The 20,834-nt window shown below is 72.5% G+C and carries 12 protein-coding genes; 5 read left to right on the plus strand and 7 right to left on the minus strand.

The window, feature by feature from the left end; genetic code table 11:
- Positions 1–18 precede the first annotated feature (18 nt).
- The 4 genes from FB474_RS20830 to FB474_RS15135 form a co-directional block, all read right to left on the minus strand.
- Entirely contained in the window at positions 19–3,195 is a 3,177-nt protein-coding gene (locus FB474_RS20830; RefSeq protein ID WP_185746188.1) for a multicopper oxidase domain-containing protein, read from the minus strand.
- A gap of 10 nt (positions 3,196–3,205) precedes the next feature.
- Entirely contained in the window at positions 3,206–4,504 is a 1,299-nt protein-coding gene (locus FB474_RS15125; protein ID WP_141789395.1) for a multicopper oxidase domain-containing protein, read from the minus strand.
- Positions 4,505–4,521: 17 nt separating this feature from the next.
- Positions 4,522–5,787 (minus strand): multicopper oxidase domain-containing protein, encoded by a 1,266-nt coding sequence (locus tag FB474_RS15130; protein ID WP_141789396.1) that lies wholly within the window; start codon positions 5,785–5,787, stop codon positions 4,522–4,524.
- 76 nt (positions 5,788–5,863) lie between these two features.
- The gene (locus FB474_RS15135) at positions 5,864–11,245 is read right to left on the minus strand and encodes an IPT/TIG domain-containing protein (protein ID WP_141789397.1); all 5,382 of its coding nucleotides are present in this window, start codon (positions 11,243–11,245) and stop codon (positions 5,864–5,866) included.
- 339 nt (positions 11,246–11,584) lie between these two features.
- Here FB474_RS15135 and FB474_RS15140 point away from each other — a divergent pair, with 339 nt between their 5' ends.
- Both FB474_RS15140 and FB474_RS15145 read left to right on the plus strand, forming a co-directional pair.
- On the plus strand, positions 11,585–12,256 hold the full coding sequence (locus tag FB474_RS15140) for a response regulator transcription factor (protein ID WP_141789398.1): 672 nt from the start codon (positions 11,585–11,587) through the stop codon (positions 12,254–12,256).
- The gene (locus tag FB474_RS15145) at positions 12,246–13,379 is read left to right on the plus strand and encodes a sensor histidine kinase (protein WP_141789399.1); all 1,134 of its coding nucleotides are present in this window, start codon (positions 12,246–12,248) and stop codon (positions 13,377–13,379) included. The genes FB474_RS15140 and FB474_RS15145 overlap by 11 nt, the downstream gene beginning before the upstream one ends.
- 9 nt (positions 13,380–13,388) lie before the next feature.
- Here FB474_RS15145 and FB474_RS15150 read toward each other — a convergent pair whose 3' ends face one another.
- Positions 13,389–13,871 (minus strand): MarR family winged helix-turn-helix transcriptional regulator, encoded by a 483-nt coding sequence (locus FB474_RS15150; protein ID WP_141789400.1) that lies wholly within the window; start codon positions 13,869–13,871, stop codon positions 13,389–13,391.
- Positions 13,872–13,999: 128 nt separating this feature from the next.
- Here FB474_RS15150 and FB474_RS15155 point away from each other — a divergent pair, with 128 nt between their 5' ends.
- Both FB474_RS15155 and FB474_RS15160 read left to right on the plus strand, forming a co-directional pair.
- Positions 14,000–15,217 (plus strand): MFS transporter, encoded by a 1,218-nt coding sequence (locus FB474_RS15155; protein WP_221632551.1) that lies wholly within the window; start codon positions 14,000–14,002, stop codon positions 15,215–15,217.
- Positions 15,218–15,428: 211 nt separating this feature from the next.
- Positions 15,429–16,037: a hypothetical protein gene (locus FB474_RS15160; protein ID WP_141789401.1), complete on the plus strand. Its 609-nt coding sequence runs from the start codon at positions 15,429–15,431 to the stop codon at positions 16,035–16,037.
- 3 nt (positions 16,038–16,040) lie between these two features.
- Here FB474_RS15160 and FB474_RS15165 read toward each other — a convergent pair whose 3' ends face one another.
- A complete protein-coding gene (locus FB474_RS15165) occupies positions 16,041–16,931 on the minus strand; it encodes a LysR family transcriptional regulator (protein WP_141789402.1) in 891 nt (296 codons plus the stop codon).
- Between the two features lie 83 nt (positions 16,932–17,014).
- On the opposite strand from FB474_RS15165, the gene FB474_RS15170 reads away from it, so the two are divergent.
- A complete protein-coding gene (locus FB474_RS15170) occupies positions 17,015–17,917 on the plus strand; it encodes an EamA family transporter (protein ID WP_246092214.1) in 903 nt (300 codons plus the stop codon).
- An 80-nt stretch (positions 17,918–17,997) separates the two neighbouring features.
- Here FB474_RS15170 and FB474_RS15175 read toward each other — a convergent pair whose 3' ends face one another.
- Positions 17,998–20,742: an FAD/NAD(P)-binding protein gene (locus FB474_RS15175; protein WP_141789403.1), complete on the minus strand. Its 2,745-nt coding sequence runs from the start codon at positions 20,740–20,742 to the stop codon at positions 17,998–18,000.
- Positions 20,743–20,834: the final 92 nt, after the last annotated feature.

Below are 20,834 nucleotides of genomic sequence, written 5' to 3' on the forward strand. Positions count from 1 at the left end.
CCCCGGTGACCTCATCGGTCAGGGCAGGGTGTTGCGGGTCGAGACGAAGCTGTCGAAGAAGGCGGTGCCCGCCATCGTCGAGCGGTTCGTCGAGGTGACGCCCTGGCCGACCCCGAGCAGGACGGTGTCGACGCGCAGGCCGCTCGTGTTGCCGTTGAGCGCGGTCTGCGCCGTGCCGTCCACGCGCAGGGTGAGCGCGCCCCGCGAGGCGCCGGTGGCCGGCCCGCTGAGCCAGTCGACCTGCAGGGTGTGGGTGCCGGCCGGGAGGGTGACCCAGGCCCCGGTGACGGCGCCCTGCCCGGTCCGGTCCATCACCACGCGGACCTGCGCGGTCCCTCCGGCGCCGTGGAACTGCAGGGCGAACGTCTCGCCTCCGGCCGCCGCGCGGGCCTGCAGCAGCGTCAGCGTCGTCGACGTCGTCGTGCCGGAGGTCAGCGTGTTGGCGTTGAAGGCGAACCGTGCGTGGTAGCCGGTCTCCGCGTCCGGGGTGGTGTCCGTGACCGTGGAGAGCCGGTTGGCCGACCCGCCGGGCAGGGTCACCTGCAGGCCGCGGTTGCTCCCGCCGACCGGTATGCCGGCCGCCGGGGTCACCGAGACCCCACCGGTGGTGGAGGACCACGCCGAGAGCGTCCCGGAGTCGAAGCTGTCCGAGAAGATCGCGTTCGGCCTGACCACGGTGACCGTCGTGTTCACCGCGTTGCTCCAGTTGCCGGCCAGGTCCTGCACCCGCAGGTTGAAGCGCTGCCCGCCCTGCGGGATGCCGGACAGCGGCACGGTCACCACGATCTTGCCGGCCACCAGGCTCACCGGGAGCCGCGTGGCCTTGCCGGCCCCGGGGTCGGTGCTGCCGAGCCAGAACTCCGCCGCAGCGAACGAGGTCTCGTCGACCGCCGCCGTCAGGGTGACCGAGGCTGCTCCGTTGGTCGGGTTGGGCGAGGCGACGAGGCCGGACAGCACCGGCGCCTTCCGGTCGACCGTCAGCGTCGCGACGTAGAGCGGACCCCAGTTGCCGGCGGCGTCCTGGCCACGGACCGCCACCCGGTGCTGGCCGTCGGACAGGGCCCGGACCTGCGAGAGCGGGATCAGGCCGTAGACGTCCTCGGTGCTCGAGCCCATCCGGCCGTCGGTGGCGATGAGCTGGAGCCCGGTGCCACCGGCCGGGGTGGCCGTCGTCGGGTCGAGGAACGCCTCGGCGTCCTTGAGCGGGCTCTGCACCGCGCCCTGCGCGTCACGGTCGGTGATCCGCGCCGAGACCACGAGGTAGCCGGGGTTGGCGGTGTCGCTGACGACCCCGTTGCTCGGGTTCGGGCCGACGCTGGCCGCCTCGACGCCCGGGCCGGTCAGGTCGACCGTGAACGGGACGTCCAGGGTCGGGCCCCACAGTCCGAGGCTGTCCTTGCTGTGCACCAGCAGGTGGTGCACGCCCTCGCCCATGGCGGTGACGTCCGCCGCGGGGATCGTGACGTCCTCGGAGACGACGGTCGCGCTGCGGTTGAGCGTCATCGCGTGGCCGGAGCCGTTGGCGCCGGCGGTGTCGACGAAGTACTCCGCCGCCGTGATCTTGCCGCCCGCGTCGGAGTCGTCACCGGTCGCGTTGAGGTCCACGCCGTCGATGCCGTTGCTCGGGTTCGGCGACGCCGAGCCGTTGGTCGTCTGCGGTCCGGTCTTGGGCAGGTTGAGGACGGCCGAGCCGACCACGCCCCAGTTGCCGTTGGCGTCCTGCGCCCGGACGTAGACGACGTGCCTGCCGGCGTCGAGGCAGCTCAGCGCGACCGGTGTCGGCGTCGCGGTGCAGTCGGCCGTGGCCGGGATCGTGCCCTGGGCACCGGTGACCGTCACCGTGCCGAACGTGCCGGTCATCGGACTGCCGAAGCCCACGCCGGTCGTCACGGCGTCGTCGACGACGAACTCCGCCTGCCGGACGGCGGCGCCGCCGGTCGTCGCGTCGCTGAGGTCCGCCGTCACGGTGACCGGCGCCAGCCCGTCGGAGGGGTTGGGGCTCACCGACACGTGCGAGGGGACCGGGCCGACGCTGTCGCCAGAGTCCGCCGGGGCGGCCGTGTCGAGGAACGTCAGCATCCCGCCGAACGCCAGCTGTGTCGGGTCGGCGGTGGTCTGGCCGGTGTTGTCCAGGTGCCCACCGGCCTCGAAGAGCGCGATCTTGGCCTCGGGCCCGGTCGGCATGGTGACGATGCTGTCCATCGTCGAGCCCGGCTCGACCGCCTCGGTCACGGCGGGCTCGGCGTAGGCCAGCGGGTGCCCGTCCTGGGCGACCAGGGTCTGGTCCTGGCCGAGCAGGCTCATCGAGTGGGTCTGGCTGCCGACATTGACGTAGCGCAGCAGGACCCGGTGTCCCTGGTCGGTGCTGACCGGGTCGGTCGAGGGGAACGGCTTGCCGTTGATCAGCCGGTACTTCGGCGCGAAGTCGCGCATGTCGAACGTCGTCGGCGCCGCGTTCAGGGCCGGGTCGACCTCGCTGAGCACCACGACGGCGTCGTCGTCGTAGCTCGTGCCGGACGAGCCGTAGGCCGTGCCGTCGGGCGCGAGCACCACGAGGGCCCCGGCCAGGCCCATCGCGACCTGACGGGTTCCGTCGGCGGTGTGCCCGGCCTCGTACAGGTAGGTGCCGGGCCGGCCCGCGGTGAACGTGTAGGTCGACGTGCCACCGGCCGCGGTGCCGGACACCTCGGCGGTGGCCGACAGCCCGGCGGAGAACGCGGCGGCCGGCTGGCCCGGGAAGGCCAGGGAGGTCGCCTCGTCGAGCTGGTTGTGCAGGGTGACCGTGACCCGGTCGCCCTGGTGGACCACCAGGAGCGGGCCGGGGGCGGTGGCCGACCCGGCCGAACCGGTGCTCGAGTAGCCCCAGATCGGCACCGTGCGGCCGAGCAGCGAGGTGGTGCCGGCCATCGCCCACAGGTCGCAGGCGACCGTGCCCGAGCCGGTGCAGCCCTGCCCGGAGAGCTTGCCCGCAGCGGCCGCGGGCACGGCCGTCGCGGCCCGGGCCGGGAGGCCCCTGGAGGCAGCCCTGGCCGGGGCCGTCAAGGCCCGGCCGGTGGCGGTCGGTGCCACGGCACCGGCCGCGTCGGCCCGGGAGGCGACCACCGGTATGCCGAGCAGGCCCACCGCGGCGAGCGCCGCGATACGTCGTGCCCACCGGGGCGAGTGCGCCCGGTGACAGGGGGTGTTGCGGGTCATCGCCCTCACCTCAGTTCGCCGGGCAGCCGGCGGGCGGGTCGATGCGGAAGACCGTCATCATCCCCCCGAAGGTCGCCCCGTAGTTGGTGGCCTGCTGCAGCGCGTGGCTGTGCGCGACGTGGTAGTACTCGCCGCACTCGTTGTTGGCCGTGATGTTGGCCGGGAGGGGGTTCTTCACCCCGAGGTAGGGGCTCTCACTGAACCAGGTGTCCGAGCCGACGAGCAGCTGGTCGGTGATGGCCGGCACCTGGGTCGGGATCGGGTTCGTCGTGGGGTTCCAGTGCTCGACGTCGCGCCAGTCCATCAGCGCGTCGACGCTCTGCCCGGGCTGCACGTCGAGGTCGTACTTGAGGTACGACAGGTCCTGGCCTGTTGGGCCCTGCAGGGCGTGCCCGTCCTTGTTGACCACCCGCTCGTCGCTTCCGTGGGGGTGGAACGGGTAGTTCACCGAGCCGGCGTTGAGGTAGCGGATGACTGCGGGCAGCGGGTTCGTCACCGCGTCGTACGGCTGGATGTGGACCAGCGCGCCGTAGGGCTGGTTCGGCAGCCACGAGGCGTGGTTGGGCGCCAGGGTGTCGGGCATGCTGCGGCCGTTGATCATGTAGTACCGGGCCCGGTACCTGCTCATGTCGTAGGGCTGGCGCCGCTCGACCGCCAGGTGCAGGTCGGGGTCGACCTCCGAGAGCAGGAACACGTACTCGTGCGCGGGGTTGAACCTCGAGTCGGCCCGGCCGTTGACCTGGTCGGGGTGACCGGCCGGGCGCACGACCAGCGCGCCGTACAGCCCCATCTGGACCTGCTTGTCGACGTCGGTGCCGCTCTCGTACAGGTACGTGCCCGGGCTGCCGGGGGTGAACGTGTAGGTCACCGAGCCGTCGTTCGCGGCCGCGGGCTGGACCAGCGAGGTGAGCGACCCGCCCGAGTCCAGCTGGGGCTGGGCGGGGTTGCCGTTGGCCCGTACGCCCTTCTGGCCGGGGAACACGATCGAGGTGTCCTCCGGCAGGGTGTTGTGCAGCACCACCGTGACCGGCTGGCCCTCCGTGACGCACAGGGTCGGGCCGGGCAGCTGGAAGTGCCCCCGGCTGTCGGCGTAGCCCCACATGTAGAGCGAGTTGCCGTCGGGGGTCGAGACGTAGCCGTCACCGGCGGTGAGCGAGAACGTCTGGTGCGGGTCGGTCAGGCACTGCAGGCCCTCGGAGGTGGCTGCCTCTGCGGTCCGCTGGCTGGTCACCAGCGCGGTGACCGCGAGCGCGCCGACCAGGGCCGCGGCACCGGCCCGGCGCCGCACGGAGCGGGTGATGGGATGCATCGGGTCTCCTCTGTCGGTCACGCGTTCGGGGCGGTCTGCGGGCCCAGGGTTCCGGCAGGGGAGACGACGATCTTCGTCATCATCCCGCCGTAGCCGGGGCCGCCGCCGTTGTCGAGGTAGGAGTACTTGCGGTCGTAGAGCAGGTACTCCCCCGGAGCCGGCGCCACGAAGATCACGTCGCGGCTCTCCCCCGGGCCCACGTCGACCGTGTTGGTGGTCAGGTAGTTGGGCGTGCCGTCACGGCCCTTGAGCAGGCTGGCGTCCTTGGCGACGACCTGCAGGTCGATGTTGTCCACGGTCATCGCGTGGTTCTGGTAGCCGAGGCTGGACATGCGCAGCAGCACCCGCTCCCCGGCGTTGCAGCGGATCAGCGACGAGATCGGTTGGTACTGAAGGCGTCCCGCAGCCGTGGAGTTCGGGTTGCCGTTCGCGGCGGTGGTGTCGGGCCAGGCCCGCCCGTTGAGCAGCCAGAAGCTGGGGTCGAAGTCGGTCCAGTCGCTGACCTGGATGTGCGCGTCGCGGTAGTGGGCGGCCGACCACAGCTCGGTGATCATGAACGCGAACTCGCGGTCGTAGCGGGTCGACCCGTCCCCGTCGTTGTAGGCGTACTTCGAGCCCACCGGGTCACCGGCCACCGGGTGGCGGTTCTGCTGCGGGCGCACGAAGACCATGCCGGTCATGCCCATCTGCACGTGCTCCACGTCCTCGAAGTGGCAGTGGTACATGTAGGTCCCGGCGTCGTGCGGCCGGTAGAAGTAGGACAGGTCGCGGCCGATCGGCACGGCCAGCGACAGCTCGGGAACGCCGTCGAACAGCGGGATCGCGTTGACGAAGCCGTGCCAGTGCAGCGTGTGGCCGTCGAAGAGGTCGGGTCGCTGCTGCAGGCCGAGGTTGGTCAGCGTGAGCGTCACGTCGTCGCCCTCGTCGAAGGACATCATCGGCGCGCTGATCTGCGCCTTGCCGCGTTGCGCCGCGACCTGGGTCGCGCTCATCCCGGTCACGTCCCGGAAGCCGAACACGTAGGTGTTGAACGGGCTCGGCGCCAGGGCGTCGGGGAAGAACGGCGGGTCGGCCGGCGCGTTGGGAGGCATGGACACCCAGCCGTCGGTGCCGACCAGGTGCACCGTCCTCTGCGGAGCGGCGGCTGCCGTCGGGCGGGTGGCTGCGCGGGCGACCGGGCTGTTGAGCAGCCGGGCGCCGATCAGGGTGGCGCCGGCGATCCCGCCGGTGCCGGCCAGGAACAGGCGGCGGGACAGGGCCCGGGGCGTTGCGTTCTCGGTCATCTCAGCTCCACGTGAGGTGGTGGTGGCTTGGGCTCCGGCCGGTCCGTCGAGCGGGGCGGACCGGCCGGAGGGTCTGTCAGGGCTTCAGCTGGTCCGAACCGGCGTCGTACCGGCTCCCGGTGCCCGGCCGGGGGTCGCCGTCGATGTCCCCCGGCGGCGAGGAGACCGTGTAGCTGAACCCGGTCGTCGTGCCCCACTGGACGACCGTGTTGGCGGCGCCGCGGCCCCAGGCCGGCGACGACGAACCGGCGAGGTGGTAGTCGCCCATCAGCGTCGGCGGCAGGATCTCCGCGACGATGACCGCCTGGCGGAAGGCCGGGTAGGTCCTCGAGGCGAGGATGTTCACCGTCACGTCGAACGGGTCCTTCAGGCCCGGCGCCGAGGTCACGGTGGTGTTGGTCCCGCCGTCGGTGCCGTTGGTGGACTCGATGACGGAGCTCACCGGGCTCAGTGAGCCGGCCGTGTCGACCACGCCCATGTCCCACGGGTTGACGCCGCCACTGGTGCCGTCCGGCAGGGTGCCGCCGATCCCGTAGACCCAGCCGCCGTTGAACGTGCCGGCGCGGTTGTCCGACAACACGTCGTCCAGGAGCGTGGGCTTGCTGAACGTCGTGGCCTGGAGGGTCGTCGAGCCGGGGAACAGCGCGTTGTTGCGCAGCCGCGCCTGCAGCGGGTCGCTGTTGGCCGCGGTGGACAGCCCGGCCGGGGCCGGCTGGCCGTCGCTGGTCACCGCGGTCGCGGTGGTCAGGTTGCGGGAGATGGTGTTGTTCACGACGTTGACGAACACGGCGTCGTCGAGCGCGATGCCACCGCCCTCGTGGGCCGAGACGTTGTTCGCGATCGTGTTGTTGGTGATCGAGATCGTCTCGGGGTTGTTTCGCGAGATGTGCGACCCGCTGGTCTGCAGGAGCCGGATGCCACCGCCGTCGTCGTTGGCCAGGTTGGCCTGGACCACGTTGGCGTCGATGGTGACCGGCCCGCTGCCCGCGGAGAGCTGCGTCGGGTCGGCCGGCAGCTCGCCGGCGACCATCACCGCGCCGCCCTCGTCGTAGGAGGCGTTGAACCAGATGCGGTTGCGGGCGATGGTGCCGCCGGCGCTCCCGCCCGGGTTCGCGTTGTAGCCGAACGCCGAGAGCGCGCCGCCGTACTCCGCGGAGAAGTTGCCGCAGAGGGCGTTGTCGGTGACCTGGTAGCCGTCGCTGCCGGTGAACAGGCCGATGCCGCCGGCGAGGTTGGTCCCGCCGTTGTCGCGGATCTGGTTGTGCGCCACCGTCAGGTCGTAGTTGCGGTTGTCGCCGACGTAGGGCGTGCCGACGCGGATGGCTCCGCCGTAGGAGCCGCCGTTGCCGCGGATCACGTTGTCGGTGACCTGCATCGACCGCACGTTGCTGTGCAGGTAGATGCCGCCACCCTGGGTGACCAGTGCCCCGGTCGCGCCGTACGGCGTCTTCACGCCGCCGGTGATCTCGTTGACGTTGCCGGCGAAGTCGCTCTGGGCACCACCGGTGACGGTGAAGCCGTCCAGGCTCACGTTGCCGTAGCCGCCGGACGGACCGCTGGGGTCGTCCAGCACGGTGACCACCGCGGCGTCCGGGACGGCGGCGTCGCCGGAGTAGCGCAGGCTGCCGAGCAGGGTGACCCACGCCGTGCCGCTCGCGTTGTCGGGGTTGAAACCGGACCCGTCGAGGATCGACCCCGGGACGTAGGTCTTGTCGGGCAGGAACCCGCCCGGGCCGACACCCTGGATGCGCACCCGGTGGTGCACGATCAGGTTCTCGGTGTACTCACCCTGCGGGTTCGCCGAGGTCTGGGCGTTCGGCCAGACGACCACCAGCCAGTAGGGCCGGGCCGAGGTGGGCCGTGCCGCCTCCAGCGCCGCCTGCACGGTGGAGAACTGCTTGCCCGGACCGACTTCGGCCAGCTGCGGGTTGCCCGCCACCCGGCCGAGGGTCGATGCGGTGTTGGCCCCGAGCACCTGCAGGGTCAGGCCGTTCCAGCTGCTCAGCCCCGCGGCGTTGGTGATGTCGATGCGGGTGGCACCGAGTGCGGTCGTCGACGGGACGGTGAAGACGATCCTGGTGTCGCTCCACGTCGACGTCGTCACCGTGGTCCCGCCGAGCTTGAGCGTCCCGCTGCTGCCGAAGCCCAGGCCGGTGACCGTGACGACCCGGCTGTCGCCGGGCGTGCCCTGGCGGACGTAGGGCCGGTCGACCGCGAACAGCTGCGGCGCCGTCGCACCGAGGTCGCACCGGGTGTCGTTGGCCGTGGTCGTGTCGGGGGCCAGGACGGTCGCCGCCACCTGCGTCGGGGCCTCGTCGGTGACCGTGTAGAGCCCCGGCCACGCCTGGAAGTTCGTGGCGATGGTCCGGAACCGGGAGTTGTAGTCCGGGTTCAGCGCACCGGGCTGCCCGGGGTCGTTCCCCACGAAGCGGTACATGTTCGGGCACGGCCCGGCCGGCACGGGGCAGTTGTAGGTCGAGGTCGACGGCTCCAGCGCCTCGTAGAGGCCGTTGAAGTCGGTGTGCACGGTGTCCACCAGGCGACCCGACCAGTCGTAGAGCCCGACCGGGACGAACGGAAGGCCTTGCGCCTCACCGTAGTTGACGCTGCGCTTGTCGAGCGTGAGCCCGAGGTCGTTGAGCGTCAGGCCCCAGAAGTGCGTCGGGATCGGCACGTCGGTGAAGAGGTTGAAGTTCGGCGCCGTGGCCTGGCCGGAGCGCACCGTGACGAGCTTGTCGGTGCAGAGCGGCCGGTCGTACCCCTCGAACGGGCTGCCGCCACCGTCGGCGAAGTCCTGGTTGGTGACGTGCACCGTGTGCAGCGGCCCGGCGCAGGGCGAGATGATGCCCGCCTGCTGCGACGGCGGCTGCGACGGCTGCTTGGGTGACTTCTCCGGCGGACCGGCCGGGTCGGAGGCTGCGGCCGGGGTGGCCGGCGGGTAGTTCTCCTGCGGCAGGTAGCTGTCGCCTGAGAAGACATTGACGTCCTCCTCCTTGGTGACCTGGTACATCGGCTTGCCGTCCACCGGGTCCTTGGGGATGTCGACGGAGACGATGTAGTCGATCGGCGGCAGGTCCTCCTCGTCGTAGCCCGCATCGTGCAGGTTCGCGTAGAGGGCCAGCTGGTGGTCCGGCGCCGGGTTCCTCGGGTCGCCGGGCGCGTAGAGGTTGATGGCCGAGGTGGAGAAGCCGTAGTTGCCGTTGACGGTCTGGCCGGCGTTGCCGGGCGTCGCGTCACTGGGCCCGGCGGCCACGCCCATCATCGGCGCCTCGACGCAGAGCCGGTTCGCGGTGGTGCCGAACTCCGGCAGGGCCTGCTGGTCGGTCAGCGGCTGCCCGTTGTACATCCGGGCGGTGCAGCCGCGCGGGGCGGCCCACTCCTCGGAGGTGTAGGACGACTGGACCTCCGGGCCCTTGACCATCTCGCCGCGCTTGGGGTCGGGGTTGTCGACGACCTGGCCGCCCGCGTCCTTGACCGTCAGCGGCACGATGGCGTAGCCCTGCCGGCACGCGTTGGCGACCTCCTCCGGCGTCGTGGCCGAGCAGGGGGTGGGGACGTACAGGCGGACCGGCACACCCGGGATACCGGGCTGGTAACCCTCGGACACGGCGTCGGCGGGGTCGAGCTCGTTGCGGGTCGTGTCGTAGCTGACCGTGCCCACGATGCCGCCGTTGGTGCCGTTGTCGTACGGCTGCACGCCCCAGTCGATCTCGCCCTTGAGGCCGATGATCGGGAGGAAGTCCAGGTCGACCAGGCTGCCGAGCTGGGTGGTCGGCTTGGGGTCGTTCTCGGCCTGGTAGGTCACGCCGGTCGTCTTGTAACGGGTGTTGAACGCCTCCAGCACCAGCCACTTGCCCAGCGGGTAGACCTCGCGGATGTCGTACGCACCGTTCGAGTCCGTGGTCGCCGTGTTGGTTGCCTGGTCCATCAGGGAGTTGTCGCGCTCGCGGACGGTCAGGGCGAACTGCGGCACCGCCTTCTCACCGGTGTCCCACTTGCCGTTGCCGTTGGCGTCGACGAACACCCGGCCGTGCAGGTGGGTGAACCAGCCGACGACCATCTTGTTGCCGACGTTGGTGACTCCGCCGTCGTGGACCTCCACGTTGAAGCTCCACAGGATGTAGTCCTGGTCGTCGTCCCAGATGGAGAGCTGGTAGGTGCCGTCCGGCAGGTTCTTGATGTCGAAGCTGCCGTCGGCGTTGCCGCGGCCGACGTAGACCTGCGCGTCGCCGGCGTCGAGGTCGGACAGGGCGATCCACGGGTTGGCGAGCGGTCCTTCGACCTTGGCCCCGGCGAAGCCGGTCTCCGGCACGGTCTGCCCGTTCTGGCCGCCGATGTAGGGCAGCCCGGAGACGGCGACGCCCTTGATCTCACCGGTGGGCACCGGGCCGCGACGCGGGAGCGCGACGGCCTGCGTGCGCACGAAGCCGAACTGCACCGACGGCACCAGCTCGGCGCCCTTGGTCTGCTCGGTGTCGTAGCCGGTCTCGCCCTCCTGCTGCCAGATGTCGTGGTCGTGGCCGCCCTCGAGGGTGGTGGTCTGGACCCACTTCCAGGTCTGGCTGGCGCTGGGCACCGGCGGGGTGACGGTCGCGGCGTACCGGTTCGGGCCAAGGTTCGGGATGACGATCTGGCCGTTGCGGTCGCTGGTGCAGCGACCCGTCGAGCGGGTCGTGTCGATGACCGGGTGGTTGTCCGCGTCGAAGAGCATCGGGCCGGTGCCGTTGCGGCCTGCGTGCTGGTAGACCGTGCACAGCGCGTTGCCGTAGTAGTCGGTGCTGACCGTGCCGAACACGTCGGTGAGGTGGGCGGTGAAGCCCGCCAGCCCCTGCTCGGCGTCGACCTCGTAGGTCGCGTCGACGGGGGCGTTGTCGTTGAACACCGTCAGCCGCAGCGTCGTCAACGGCAGCGGCGTCGGGTTCATCTCGACCTTCACCGGCGTGGTCCCGCCGGGGGTGACGGTGAAGTGCTTGCCGTCGATCTTGAAGCCGTCGGCGGTCACCGAGATGAGGTACTTGCCCGCGGGGAGGCCGTCGAGGGCCTTGCTGCCGCCGAGGTCGGACTCATCACCCTGGGCCACGATCGGCGCGAACCCGGAGGTCGGCCGGGTCGAGGGCCACAGGCAGGTGTCGGCAAAGTCCGGGTTGGAGCTGCCGCCCGTCGCCCTCGAGGGCAGGCACGTGTCGGTACCCGGGTTGGCCGCCGTCCCGGGGTCACCGGTGTCGTCCACGTTGATGATCCACTTGTATGCCGTGACCGGGTCGCCACGGTGCACGAAGCCGGGGCCGGTGTTGACCGACCTGGCGCTCGTCACGCTGAGGGTGATGCTGCCCGGCCCGCTCGTCGCGGCACTCGCCCGGGACGGTGCGAGGGTCATGGTCGCCGGCAGCAGGACCGCCACCAGGCTGAGTCCGAGCAGACCGCGGGCGAACCGCCCGCGAGTTGTTGGGGTCTTCACGTGCCCCCACCTCTTTCCTCACCGCACGGCGTCCGACGGACGCAAGGTCTGGAGCCGAGGGTGCGGCGGGGCCGGGCGGTCCGGCGGCAATCTGGCAGCACTCTCACCGCAGCGTCACGGCACCGTCAGTGCGCTGTCCGGAACCTGTCCCGCGGCCGTCACGGGTGGTCACCGCCCGGTCATCAACCGGTCACCGGCCCCGCGCCAACGGCCGGCGCCTCCACCAGATGACGGAGGGATATGACTAGGGGCCTTAGTCCGCTCGGGCCAGATTGACGTACCGGCCTTTCCTCGTCGCTACGCCAGGTCGCATAGTGCGCTCGGGGAGGTGAAGGGCCGATGAGCACTGTCATGGTCGTCGACGACGAGGAGCGCATCCGCTCGCTGCTGTCACGCTCACTGTCGACGGAGGGGCACTCGGTCGTGTCCGCGGCCGACGGCCAGGGGGCGATGGAGCGCCTGTCCCGGGGTGGGGTCGACCTCGTGCTGCTCGACCTGGTCATGCCGGGCAGCGGCGGCCTGGGCGTGCTCGCGACGATGCAGGACCGCGGCGACACCACGCCGGTGATCGTGCTCTCCGCCGTGAGCGAGGTCGGCGCCCGGGTGCAGGCGCTCGACCGGGGCGCCGTGGACTTCGTGGGCAAGCCGTTCCACACGGCCGAGCTCATCGCCCGGGTGCGCCGCCACCTCACCTCGCGTCCGGCACCCCAGCGGGAGCACCGATTCCTCGAGGCCGGGGGCATCCGGCTGGACCTGGACCGCCGCCGCGTCGAGCTGGGCGGCCGGGAGGTGGGCCTGACCGAGCGGGAGTTCTCCCTCCTGGCGCACCTGATGCGCAGACGCGGGGACGTGTGCCGGCGCGACGAGCTGCTGCACGACGTGTGGGGCCTCGACTTCGACCCCGGCAGCAACGTGGTGGAGGTGTGCGTCCGCCGGCTCCGGCACAAGCTCGCACCCAACCCCCCGATCGAGACGATCCGCCGGGTGGGGTACTGCTTCTATGGACGCTGAGCACCGGGGCGGTCCCGACCTGTACCCGTGGTGGCTGGCCCTGGCCCTGGCCAGCACCGCCGGCATGTGGGTCCAGCCCGGCGACGAGACCATCCCGTACCACGTCGGCTGGGCCGGGTTCGGCCTGATGTACGGCCTCGGCCGTGCGTGGTCGCCGCGCCGGACCGCCGTGGCGCTGGGGCTGTTCACCGGAGTCACCGGAGGCATCCTCGTCGCGCGGGCCTCCGCGGGTGTGCTCGCGTGGCAGGAGACCGCCGAGATCCCGCTGATGCTGCTGCTCGTCGCCCTGATGGTCTGGCACGTGCGCCGCCGCCAGCTCGCGCTGGCCGCGGCCACCCACCTGGCCCGACGGGATGCGCAGCGGGCCCATGACCACGAGCGCCTGACCCGACTCACCTCGCACGAGCTGCGCACTCCCCTGACGATCGCCCGGGGCTACGTCGAGCTCCTCCGGAGCACCGAGACCCGCACCGAGCGCATCGTCGACCTCGACGTGGTCGACGACGAGCTCCAGCGCCTCTCGCGGGTCTGCGAGCGGCTCGTGCGCGTCATCCAGGCCCAGACCGAGCCGGAGCTGCACCGTTTCGACGTCGACGAGCTACTGCGACAGACCGGCGAACGGTGGGCGATCGTGTCGGCGAGGCGATGGGTGGTGCAGGCCGGGGCCGGCGAGGTGGAGTGCTCGGCCGAGCGCCTGCGCGCCGTGCTCGACACGTTGGTCGAGAACGCGGTGCGCTACACCCGCGAGGGAGACACCGTGCGGATCTTCGGCCGGCGCAAGGACGGGTGCGTGGAGCTGGGCGTCGCCGACTCCGGGCCGGGCATGTCCGCCCGGCAGATGGCCCTGCTCAACCGGGGCACGGCCCCGACCGAGGCCGTCCCCGACACCCTGCCGCGCGACGCCCTCTCCCAGACAGGCCTGGGGCTCGGCCTCGTGCGCACGGTCGTGGCAGCGCGAGACGGCCGACTCCTGGCGCGTACTGCCCCGGAGGGTGGCGCCGAGGTGGCAGTGCACCTGCCTCTCGACACCGCGCCAGCCATCGAGACCGCGTCGCAGCACGCGCTCAACGGGACGCTGCGCCGGGTCATGCGAGAGGCGACAGCACGGCCGGCGACGGGCTGAGGCCCTCCGTCAGGCGGAGGCGCGGGCGCGCTGCGGGACCTCGGCGGCCGGGGCAGGCAGGCGGTGCAGCGCGGACACGAGCGGCGCCAGCTCGGGCATCTGCTCGGCCTCTGCCAGTGCACTGCCGAGCACCTCGTCGTGGGTCGGCCGGGCCGCGTCAAGCAGCTCGCGGCCGGCGTCGGTGAGCTCGGTGTAGATCCCTCGCCGGTCCTCCTGGCACAGGATCCGGGTCAGCAGCCCGCGGTCCTCCAGGCGGGTGACCAGCCGCGTCGTGGCACTCCCCGAGAGCGCGGCGGCCCGTGCGAGCTGCTGCATCCGCATGTGCCACCCGTCCTGGCGCGAGAGCGCGTCCAGGACGGTGAACTCCACGACGGACAGGTCGTGGCCGGACTGCAGTGCCTTCTCCAGAGCTGTCTCGATGAGCCCGTGGAGCGCTGCCAGCGTGCGCCACCCCTGGGCGCGGATCTGGACGGCGTCGTCGGCGATGCCCATGAGCTGCTCCTTCCTCGCGTCGACCGTGGGCACCATCTTAGCCCGTTTTGAAATAACCCGCGCATGCAACTACATTGCTGACCACGCCGCTAGTTGCAGACGCGGCATATTGCAGATTGGGAGGAATCGTGAGCACCCAGCTCGCCGAGCCCGCCACGCGGGCCGCAGAGACCAACCGGACGTCGTCGCGCCGTCCGCCAGCAGCCTTGGTGGCGTTGATGATCGGCGCGTTCGGGATCGGCATGACCGAGTTCATCGTCGCCGGGCTGCTGCCGGACATCTCGTCCGACCTGCATGTCTCGCTGTCCGCCGCCGGGCTGCTCGTCAGCGGGTACGCGGCCGGCGTCGCCGTCGGCGCTCCCCTGCTGACCGCGCTCACCGGCCGGCTGGACCGCAAGCACCTGCTCCTCGGCCTCATGGTCATCTTCATCGTGGGCAACCTCGTCGGGGCCATCGCCCCGAGCTACGGGGTCCTGATGACGGCGCGCGTCATCGCCGCCTTCGCCCACGGCACCTTCTTCGCGGTCGGCTCGATCGTCGCCACCCAGGTGGTGCCCCCGGGCAAGGGTGCGGCCGCCATCGCCACGATGTTCACCGGGCTGACCTTCGCCAACGTCATCGGCGTGCCCGCGGGGACCGTCATCGGCCACCAGCTCGGCTGGCGCGCGACGTTCTGGGTCATCACGGCGCTCGGCGTCCTCGGCGCCGCCCTCATCGCCGTCCTCGTGCCGTCCCTGAAGGTCCAGGACCCGCCCAGCCTGCGCCAGGAGGTCGGGGTGCTGCGCCGCCCGCAGGTCCTGCTGGCCCTCGCGATGACGCTGTTCGGCTACGGCGGCATCTTCGTCGCCTTCACCTACATCGCCCCGATCCTGGAGCAGATCACCGGGTTCTCGCAGTCCATGGTGACGGTGCTGCTCGTCCTCTTCGGCCTCGGCCTGTTCGTCGGCAACACGCTCGGCGGCAAGCTGGCGGACCGGCACGTCATGCGCGCCCTCATGGGCATCCTGACGGCCCTCGCTGCGGTCCTCGCGGTGCTGTCGGTGACCGCGCACAACCAGGTCGCCGCGGCGGTCACCGTGTTCCTGCTCGGCGCCGCCGGCTTCGGCACCGTGCCCGGCCTGCAGCTGCGGGTGATGGACAAGGCCGAGGGCGCGCCCAACGTCGCCTCGGCTCTCAACATCGGCGCCTTCAACCTCGGCATCGCTGGCGGCGCCTTCCTCGGCGGCGTGGTCGTCGACAGCCCGCTGGGACTCGGGGCGACCCCCTGGGTCGGCGCCCTGGTCACCCTGGTCGGCCTCGCGCTGGCCGCCGTGTCCGCCCGCATGGACCGGACGCGCCACGCCTGAGCCGGCCACCCGGCATCCCGGGAGCGCCCCGAGGGCCCCGTCCGACTGCTGGTCGGACGGGGCCCTCGTCGCCGGCGTGGCAGGTGGGGCACTTCGCCCCCTTGCCGGCCCCCCACGTCAGGACGAACGTTGCCACTGGCGTGCTGCGCGTCTGCAGGCAGCCAGCGCCCCGGCTGGAGGCTGATCGCGACGGCCGCGCCAGGAGGTCACCATGTTCATCCAGGTCATTCAGGGCAAGGTCGCCGACCCCGAGCGCCTGCAGGCGCAGATGGACACGTGGGTCCGCGAGCTGCAGCCGGGCGCGACCGGCTGGCTGGGCTCGACCGGAGGCACCACCGACGACGGCACCTACGTGTGCACCGTGCGCTTCGATTCCGAGGAGGCCGCGCGGCGCAACAGCGACCGACCCGAGCAGGGCGCGTGGTGGGCCGACACCGAGTCCTGCTTCGCGGGTCCGGTGACGTTCATCGACTGCCCCGACGTGTCCGAGTGGTTGCAGGGCGGTTCGGACGAGGCCGGTTTCGTGCAGGTCATGGAGGGCCACACCAGTGACGCCGCCAGGATGCGCGAGCTGCTCGAGCGCAGCGCGGAGGAGATCCACCGGCTGCGCCCGGAGATCATCGGCGGCACCATCGCCCTGCAGCCCAACGGGGACTACGTCGAGACGGTGTACTTCACCGACGAGACACAGGCCCGTGAGCACGAGGGCGCCGAGATGCCGGCCCCTCTCGCCGAGGCGATGCGTGAGGAGCAGGAGGTCATGGGCACCGTGACCTACCTCGACCTGCACCACCCGTGGCTGGTCTCGGCGAGCCGCTGAGCGTCAGGTCAGCGTGGCCCCCTCGAGCAGGCGCAGGACCGCGGCCAGAGGGGGCCATGCCGCCCGCCCGCGCCGGGTGACGGCATAGGCGCGCAGCGTCACGTCGGGCTGGTGCAGCGGCAGCAGCGCGACCTGCGGGATCGTCGGCTGGTCGGCCGGCAGCAGGCCAACGCCCAGGCCCGCCGCCACCATGTCCTGGACCAGGTCCAGGCTGTCGGCCCGGTGCGCGACGTGCGGCGCGAAGCCCGCCAGCGAGGCGAGGATGCGCACGACCTCCTCGTCGGCGGTGTTGCGGGAGTTGACGATCCAGTCCGCCTCACGGAACCGGCCGACCACGGCGCGCGCGCTCCCGGCACCCCCGTCGACGCCCGCCGGGACCCCGAGCGCCCAGGCGGCGGTGCCCAGCGGCGCGGTGACGACGGTCGGGTCGAACGTGGCCGGCGCCAGGTCGTAGTCGTAGGTCAGGGCCAGGTCCACGTCGTCGGACGCCAGCAGCTGCAAGGCCTCCGCCGGCTCGTGCTCGTGGATGCGGAGGCCGACCCCGGGGTGGCGCTCGGCGAGCTGCGCCACCGCTGGCAGCAGGGCACGGCGGACGGCCGTGGCGAACGCGGCCACCCGCACGGTGCCCGCCGGCTCGGCGGAGGGGTCGAGGTCGAGCCGGGCCTCCTCCAGCGCGGCGAGGACGGTGACCGCGTGGTCGGCGAGCCGGCGCCCCGCCGGGGTGAGGCGGACCCGGCGCCCGACCGGCTCGACCAGCGGGGTGCCGACCTCACGGGCGAGCGCGGCGACCTGCTGGGAGACGGTCGAGGTGGTGGTGCCCAGCACCTCGGCGACCTCGCGCATCGACCCCAGGCGGGACAGCTGCAGCAGCATCTCGAGGCGGCGCGGATCCATGGTTCGATTGTTCAGGATTCGCGAACGTCATGTCCATGTTTCTCACGTGGACACGGACGGTCACCACTGGCTCTACTGGAGTCATGAGCACGCCCACCACCGCCCGCAGCCACGCCCGGACCGGCACCCTCATGGCCGTCGGGTCCATGACCTGCGTGCAGCTCGGCTTGGCCCTGTCGGTCGGCCTGTTCGACCGGGTGGGGCCACTGGGCGCGGCATGGCTGCGGCTGGCCTGGGCCGGCCTGGTCCTGCTCGTCGTGGTCCGCCCCCGCCCCTCCCGGTTCGGCCGGCGCGGCCTGCTGACCGCCGTCGCGCTCGGGGTGGTCACGGCCGGGCTGACCATGCTCTTCATGGGCGCGGTCGCCCGACTGCCGCTCGGCACCGCGAGCGCCATCGAGTTCCTGGGTCCGCTCGGCGTCGCCGCGGCGCGCAGCCACCGGGCCCGCCAACTGGTATGGCCGGCCCTCGCCGCCGTCGGCGTGCTGCTGCTCACCCGCCCGTGGGAGGGCACCGCCGACCTGGTCGGCGTCGGCTTCGCCCTCGCCGCCGCGGCCTGCTGGGCGGCCTACATCCTGCTCACCCAGGCGGTCGGTGACGAGGTGTCCGGGATCCAGGGGCTGGCCGTGTCGCTGCCCGTGGCCGGCCTGGTCGCGACCGTCGTCGCCGGCGGCTCGGTCCTGCCCCACCTCACGCCGTCCGTCGCCCTGGCCGGCCTGGGCCTGGCGCTGCTCCTGCCGGTCGTGCCGTTCAGCCTGGAGCTGCTGGCCCTGCGCCGGCTCACCACGGCCGCCTTCGGCACGCTGATGAGCCTCGAGCCCGCGATCGCGCTCGTCGCCGGCCTGGTCCTGCTGCACCAGGTGCCGGACCCCGTCGCCCTGGCCGGCATGGCCTTCGTCGTGGCCGCCGGCATCGGCGCGGAGCGGACCGGCGCGCGCCACCACGCGCCGCAGCCCGGCCCGGCGACCCTCGAACCGGCCACCTGCTGACGCGAGGCAAGCACCCGGCATACCCATGAAAGGCCCCGCCCGGCTCCTGCCGGACGGGCCCTTCGCCAGCTCCACCGAGCTCAGACGGGGACGCGCCGTAGCCGCTGCCGGTCCAGCGGCGACGGCCGCCGGTCCAGCCGAGCCTCCAGCAAGGTGCGCGCCTCGTCGCAGCGGCGCGCCCCGATCAGCGCGTGCAGCAGGGTGTCCTCCACGATCTCCCGCTGCGCGGCGCTCCCTCCGAGCTGCACCAGCCACGGGCCGAGCAGCCGCAGCACCCGCACCGCCTCGCACCACCGGGCCTCGACGACCGCCACCAGCGCGTCGCACAGCGACACCACGACATCGGTCATCACCGGGCTGGCCGCTGCGGCGGCATGCGCGCGCAACCGGCTCAACCCCGCGACGTCACCGGCCGCGGCGAGGGCCAGCGCCGCGTGCATCGCGGTGAACGGCGTCGAGGGCCGCTCCAGCAGCTCGACGCCGACGAGCTCGAGCACCGCCGGGAGCGGGAGGTCCTCGGTCCACGACCCGGTCATCCGGCAGCGCCACAGCAGCGACGCGGAGTCGACGAGAGCGCGCACGCCGGTCACGTGCGGCGGGGCCAGCTCGCCGTCGTAGCGACGGTGCAGCGCGTCGAGGTCCCCGAGGGAGAGCTCGTGCAGCGCTGCGTGCCAGGAGAAGTGCGCCCGGTGCGAGGCGCCCCGGCCCGACGTCGCGATCCACGGGCTGAGCCACTGCAGCCCGGCGACATGCTGACCGGTCTCGTAGTAGACGTGCGTCTGCGCGTGCACGGCGTGCCCGGACGCCGCATCGACCCGCAGTGCCGACCCGGCCAGCTCGGCGGCCTCGTCGTAGCGACCCTGGTCCTGCCGGACGAACGCCAGCAGCCCGGCGTACCACCAGTCGTCGCCGTAGGCCGGCGCGAGCCCCTCGACCAGTGCCCACGCGTCCTGCTGCACGTCGGTGACGCCGGAGAACGCGATGGTCGGCACGGCCGCGCTGACGGCCAGCGCGTCACGCGGGTGCGCCTCGATGTGGTGCACCAGCGCGGTGGCGCCGCCGCCTCGGCAGTCCTGCACGCGACGGGTGATGACCTCGACCAGGCTGCGCTCGCGGTCGTCGCCGCGGGCGCGCACCGCCCCCTGCGCTGCCGCGAGGTATGCCGAGACGTCACCGTCTGCTCCGCCCTCGTGTCCCAGCAGCGCGAGCGCGGCGTGGGCCAGGGCGAATCCGGGGTCGAGCTCGGCGGCCCGCCGGAACGCGTCGTCGGCTCCGGACTGCACCCGCAGCACGCGGCCCAGGCCGTCGTTGTAGGCCGCGGCCGCGGCCGCGGTGGTCGACAGCGACAGACCCATCAGGTCCCGCGGCCGCGGGCGGCCGGGCACCGCGAGCGCACCCACGACGGCCTCGGCGATGGTGGCCGCCTGCGCCCGGATCTCGGGGATGGCGGTGGACTCCCACAGCTCTCCGCGCCGAGGGCTGCCGAGGGTCCAGAGCGAACCGACGGTGTGGTCGGCGGCGCGGACCCGCCCGTCGCGGTCGGTGGCCAGCCCCATCCGCATCGGACCGGGCACGGCGTGACGGTGGTCGAGCATCGCGGTCAGCAGCGGGTCACCGGCCAGCTCGACGTCGGCGAGCGGCCCGGTGCAGTTGACCACGTGGCCCACCCTGCGGGTGGTGCCGTCGGACAGGTGGACCACGAGCGCACTGCCGTCGTCGTCGACCGCCACGACCTCAGCGGTCGCGACCTGCAGGGCTCCTGAGGCACGCATCTGGCCCACCGCGGCCGCCGTACGGCGGGGCATCCGGTGACGGTGCACGTCCCAGCCGGAGGCATCCCGGCGGAGGAGGTCGGCGCGGCAGTCATCGCACAGCGCCGACCACAGCCGTCCGGTGTGCGCGCGAAGCCCGTCGATCGCGGGGCGCCAGTCCCCCGTCTCGCGGACCGTGCGGCGGACGTGGGCCAGCACCGCCTCGCGCAGCGACCCACCGTCCAGGTCGAGCTCGTCCGGCAGGTCGGTCGGCTCGACCGCCGGCTGCGGGTGCGCGGCGTGCACCATGGGCAGCCGGCCGTGACGGGAGATGGCGTACAGCGTGCGGCCGGGACGCGCCGCGCTGAGCGCCACGTCGACCATCGTCAGCCCGGTGCCGACGAGCAGCACGTCGCCGTCGGCGGCCGCGAGCGCCGGCAGCGCGCCGGGCGACCAGGGGTCGGCGACGAAGCGCGGGGAAGCGAGCAGCGCCGGCGGGGCCCAGCCGGTGCCTGGCGCGTTGTTGCCGGTCGCGAGGACGACGCTGCCGGCCACCACGGTCCCGCCGGTGCACAGCTGGATCCGGTGCGACCGGTGGCGCGACTGGAGGTCGACCGCATGCGCCGTGACCCGGTGCAGGTCGACGGTGGACGCTGCGGCGAGCTCTCGGTGCAGGGTGTCGGCAAGGTAGGTGCCGTAGACGTGGCGGGGCAGGAACTCCCCGGGACCGGTGTCGGCGTCGTGGTGGGCCCGGGCCCAGTCGAGCAGGTGGCCGGGCTCGTCGGGAAACGCGCTCATCCCTGCGGCCGGCACGTTGAGCAGGTGGCGCTCGTCCTCGGTCGAGTAGGCGACGCCCCGGCCGGTTGCGCGAGCCGGGTCGATCATCACGATGCTCGCGCGGCTGCCGCGCCGGCGCAGGGCGCGCAGCAGGTGCAGGGCGGTGAGGGTGCCGGCGGCACCGGCTCCGATGATGCCGACCACAAGGCCGTCAGGGGGCGAGACGGGCGGGGCGGCTCCGGGCAGGCTCAGCGCCGGTCGGGTGTCACGACAGCCACAGGAGGGATCCCCGCTCATCGCAGCTCCTATTGTCCAGTTCACCGGTAGCCAATGTGGGATAGGGCGACGGACTCACTGTGGCCCACCGCCTCATCGACACGCTCCACCAA

It is taken from the genome of Oryzihumus leptocrescens, assembly GCF_006716205.1.
Classification (GTDB): Bacteria; Actinomycetota; Actinomycetes; order Actinomycetales; family Dermatophilaceae; genus Oryzihumus; species Oryzihumus leptocrescens.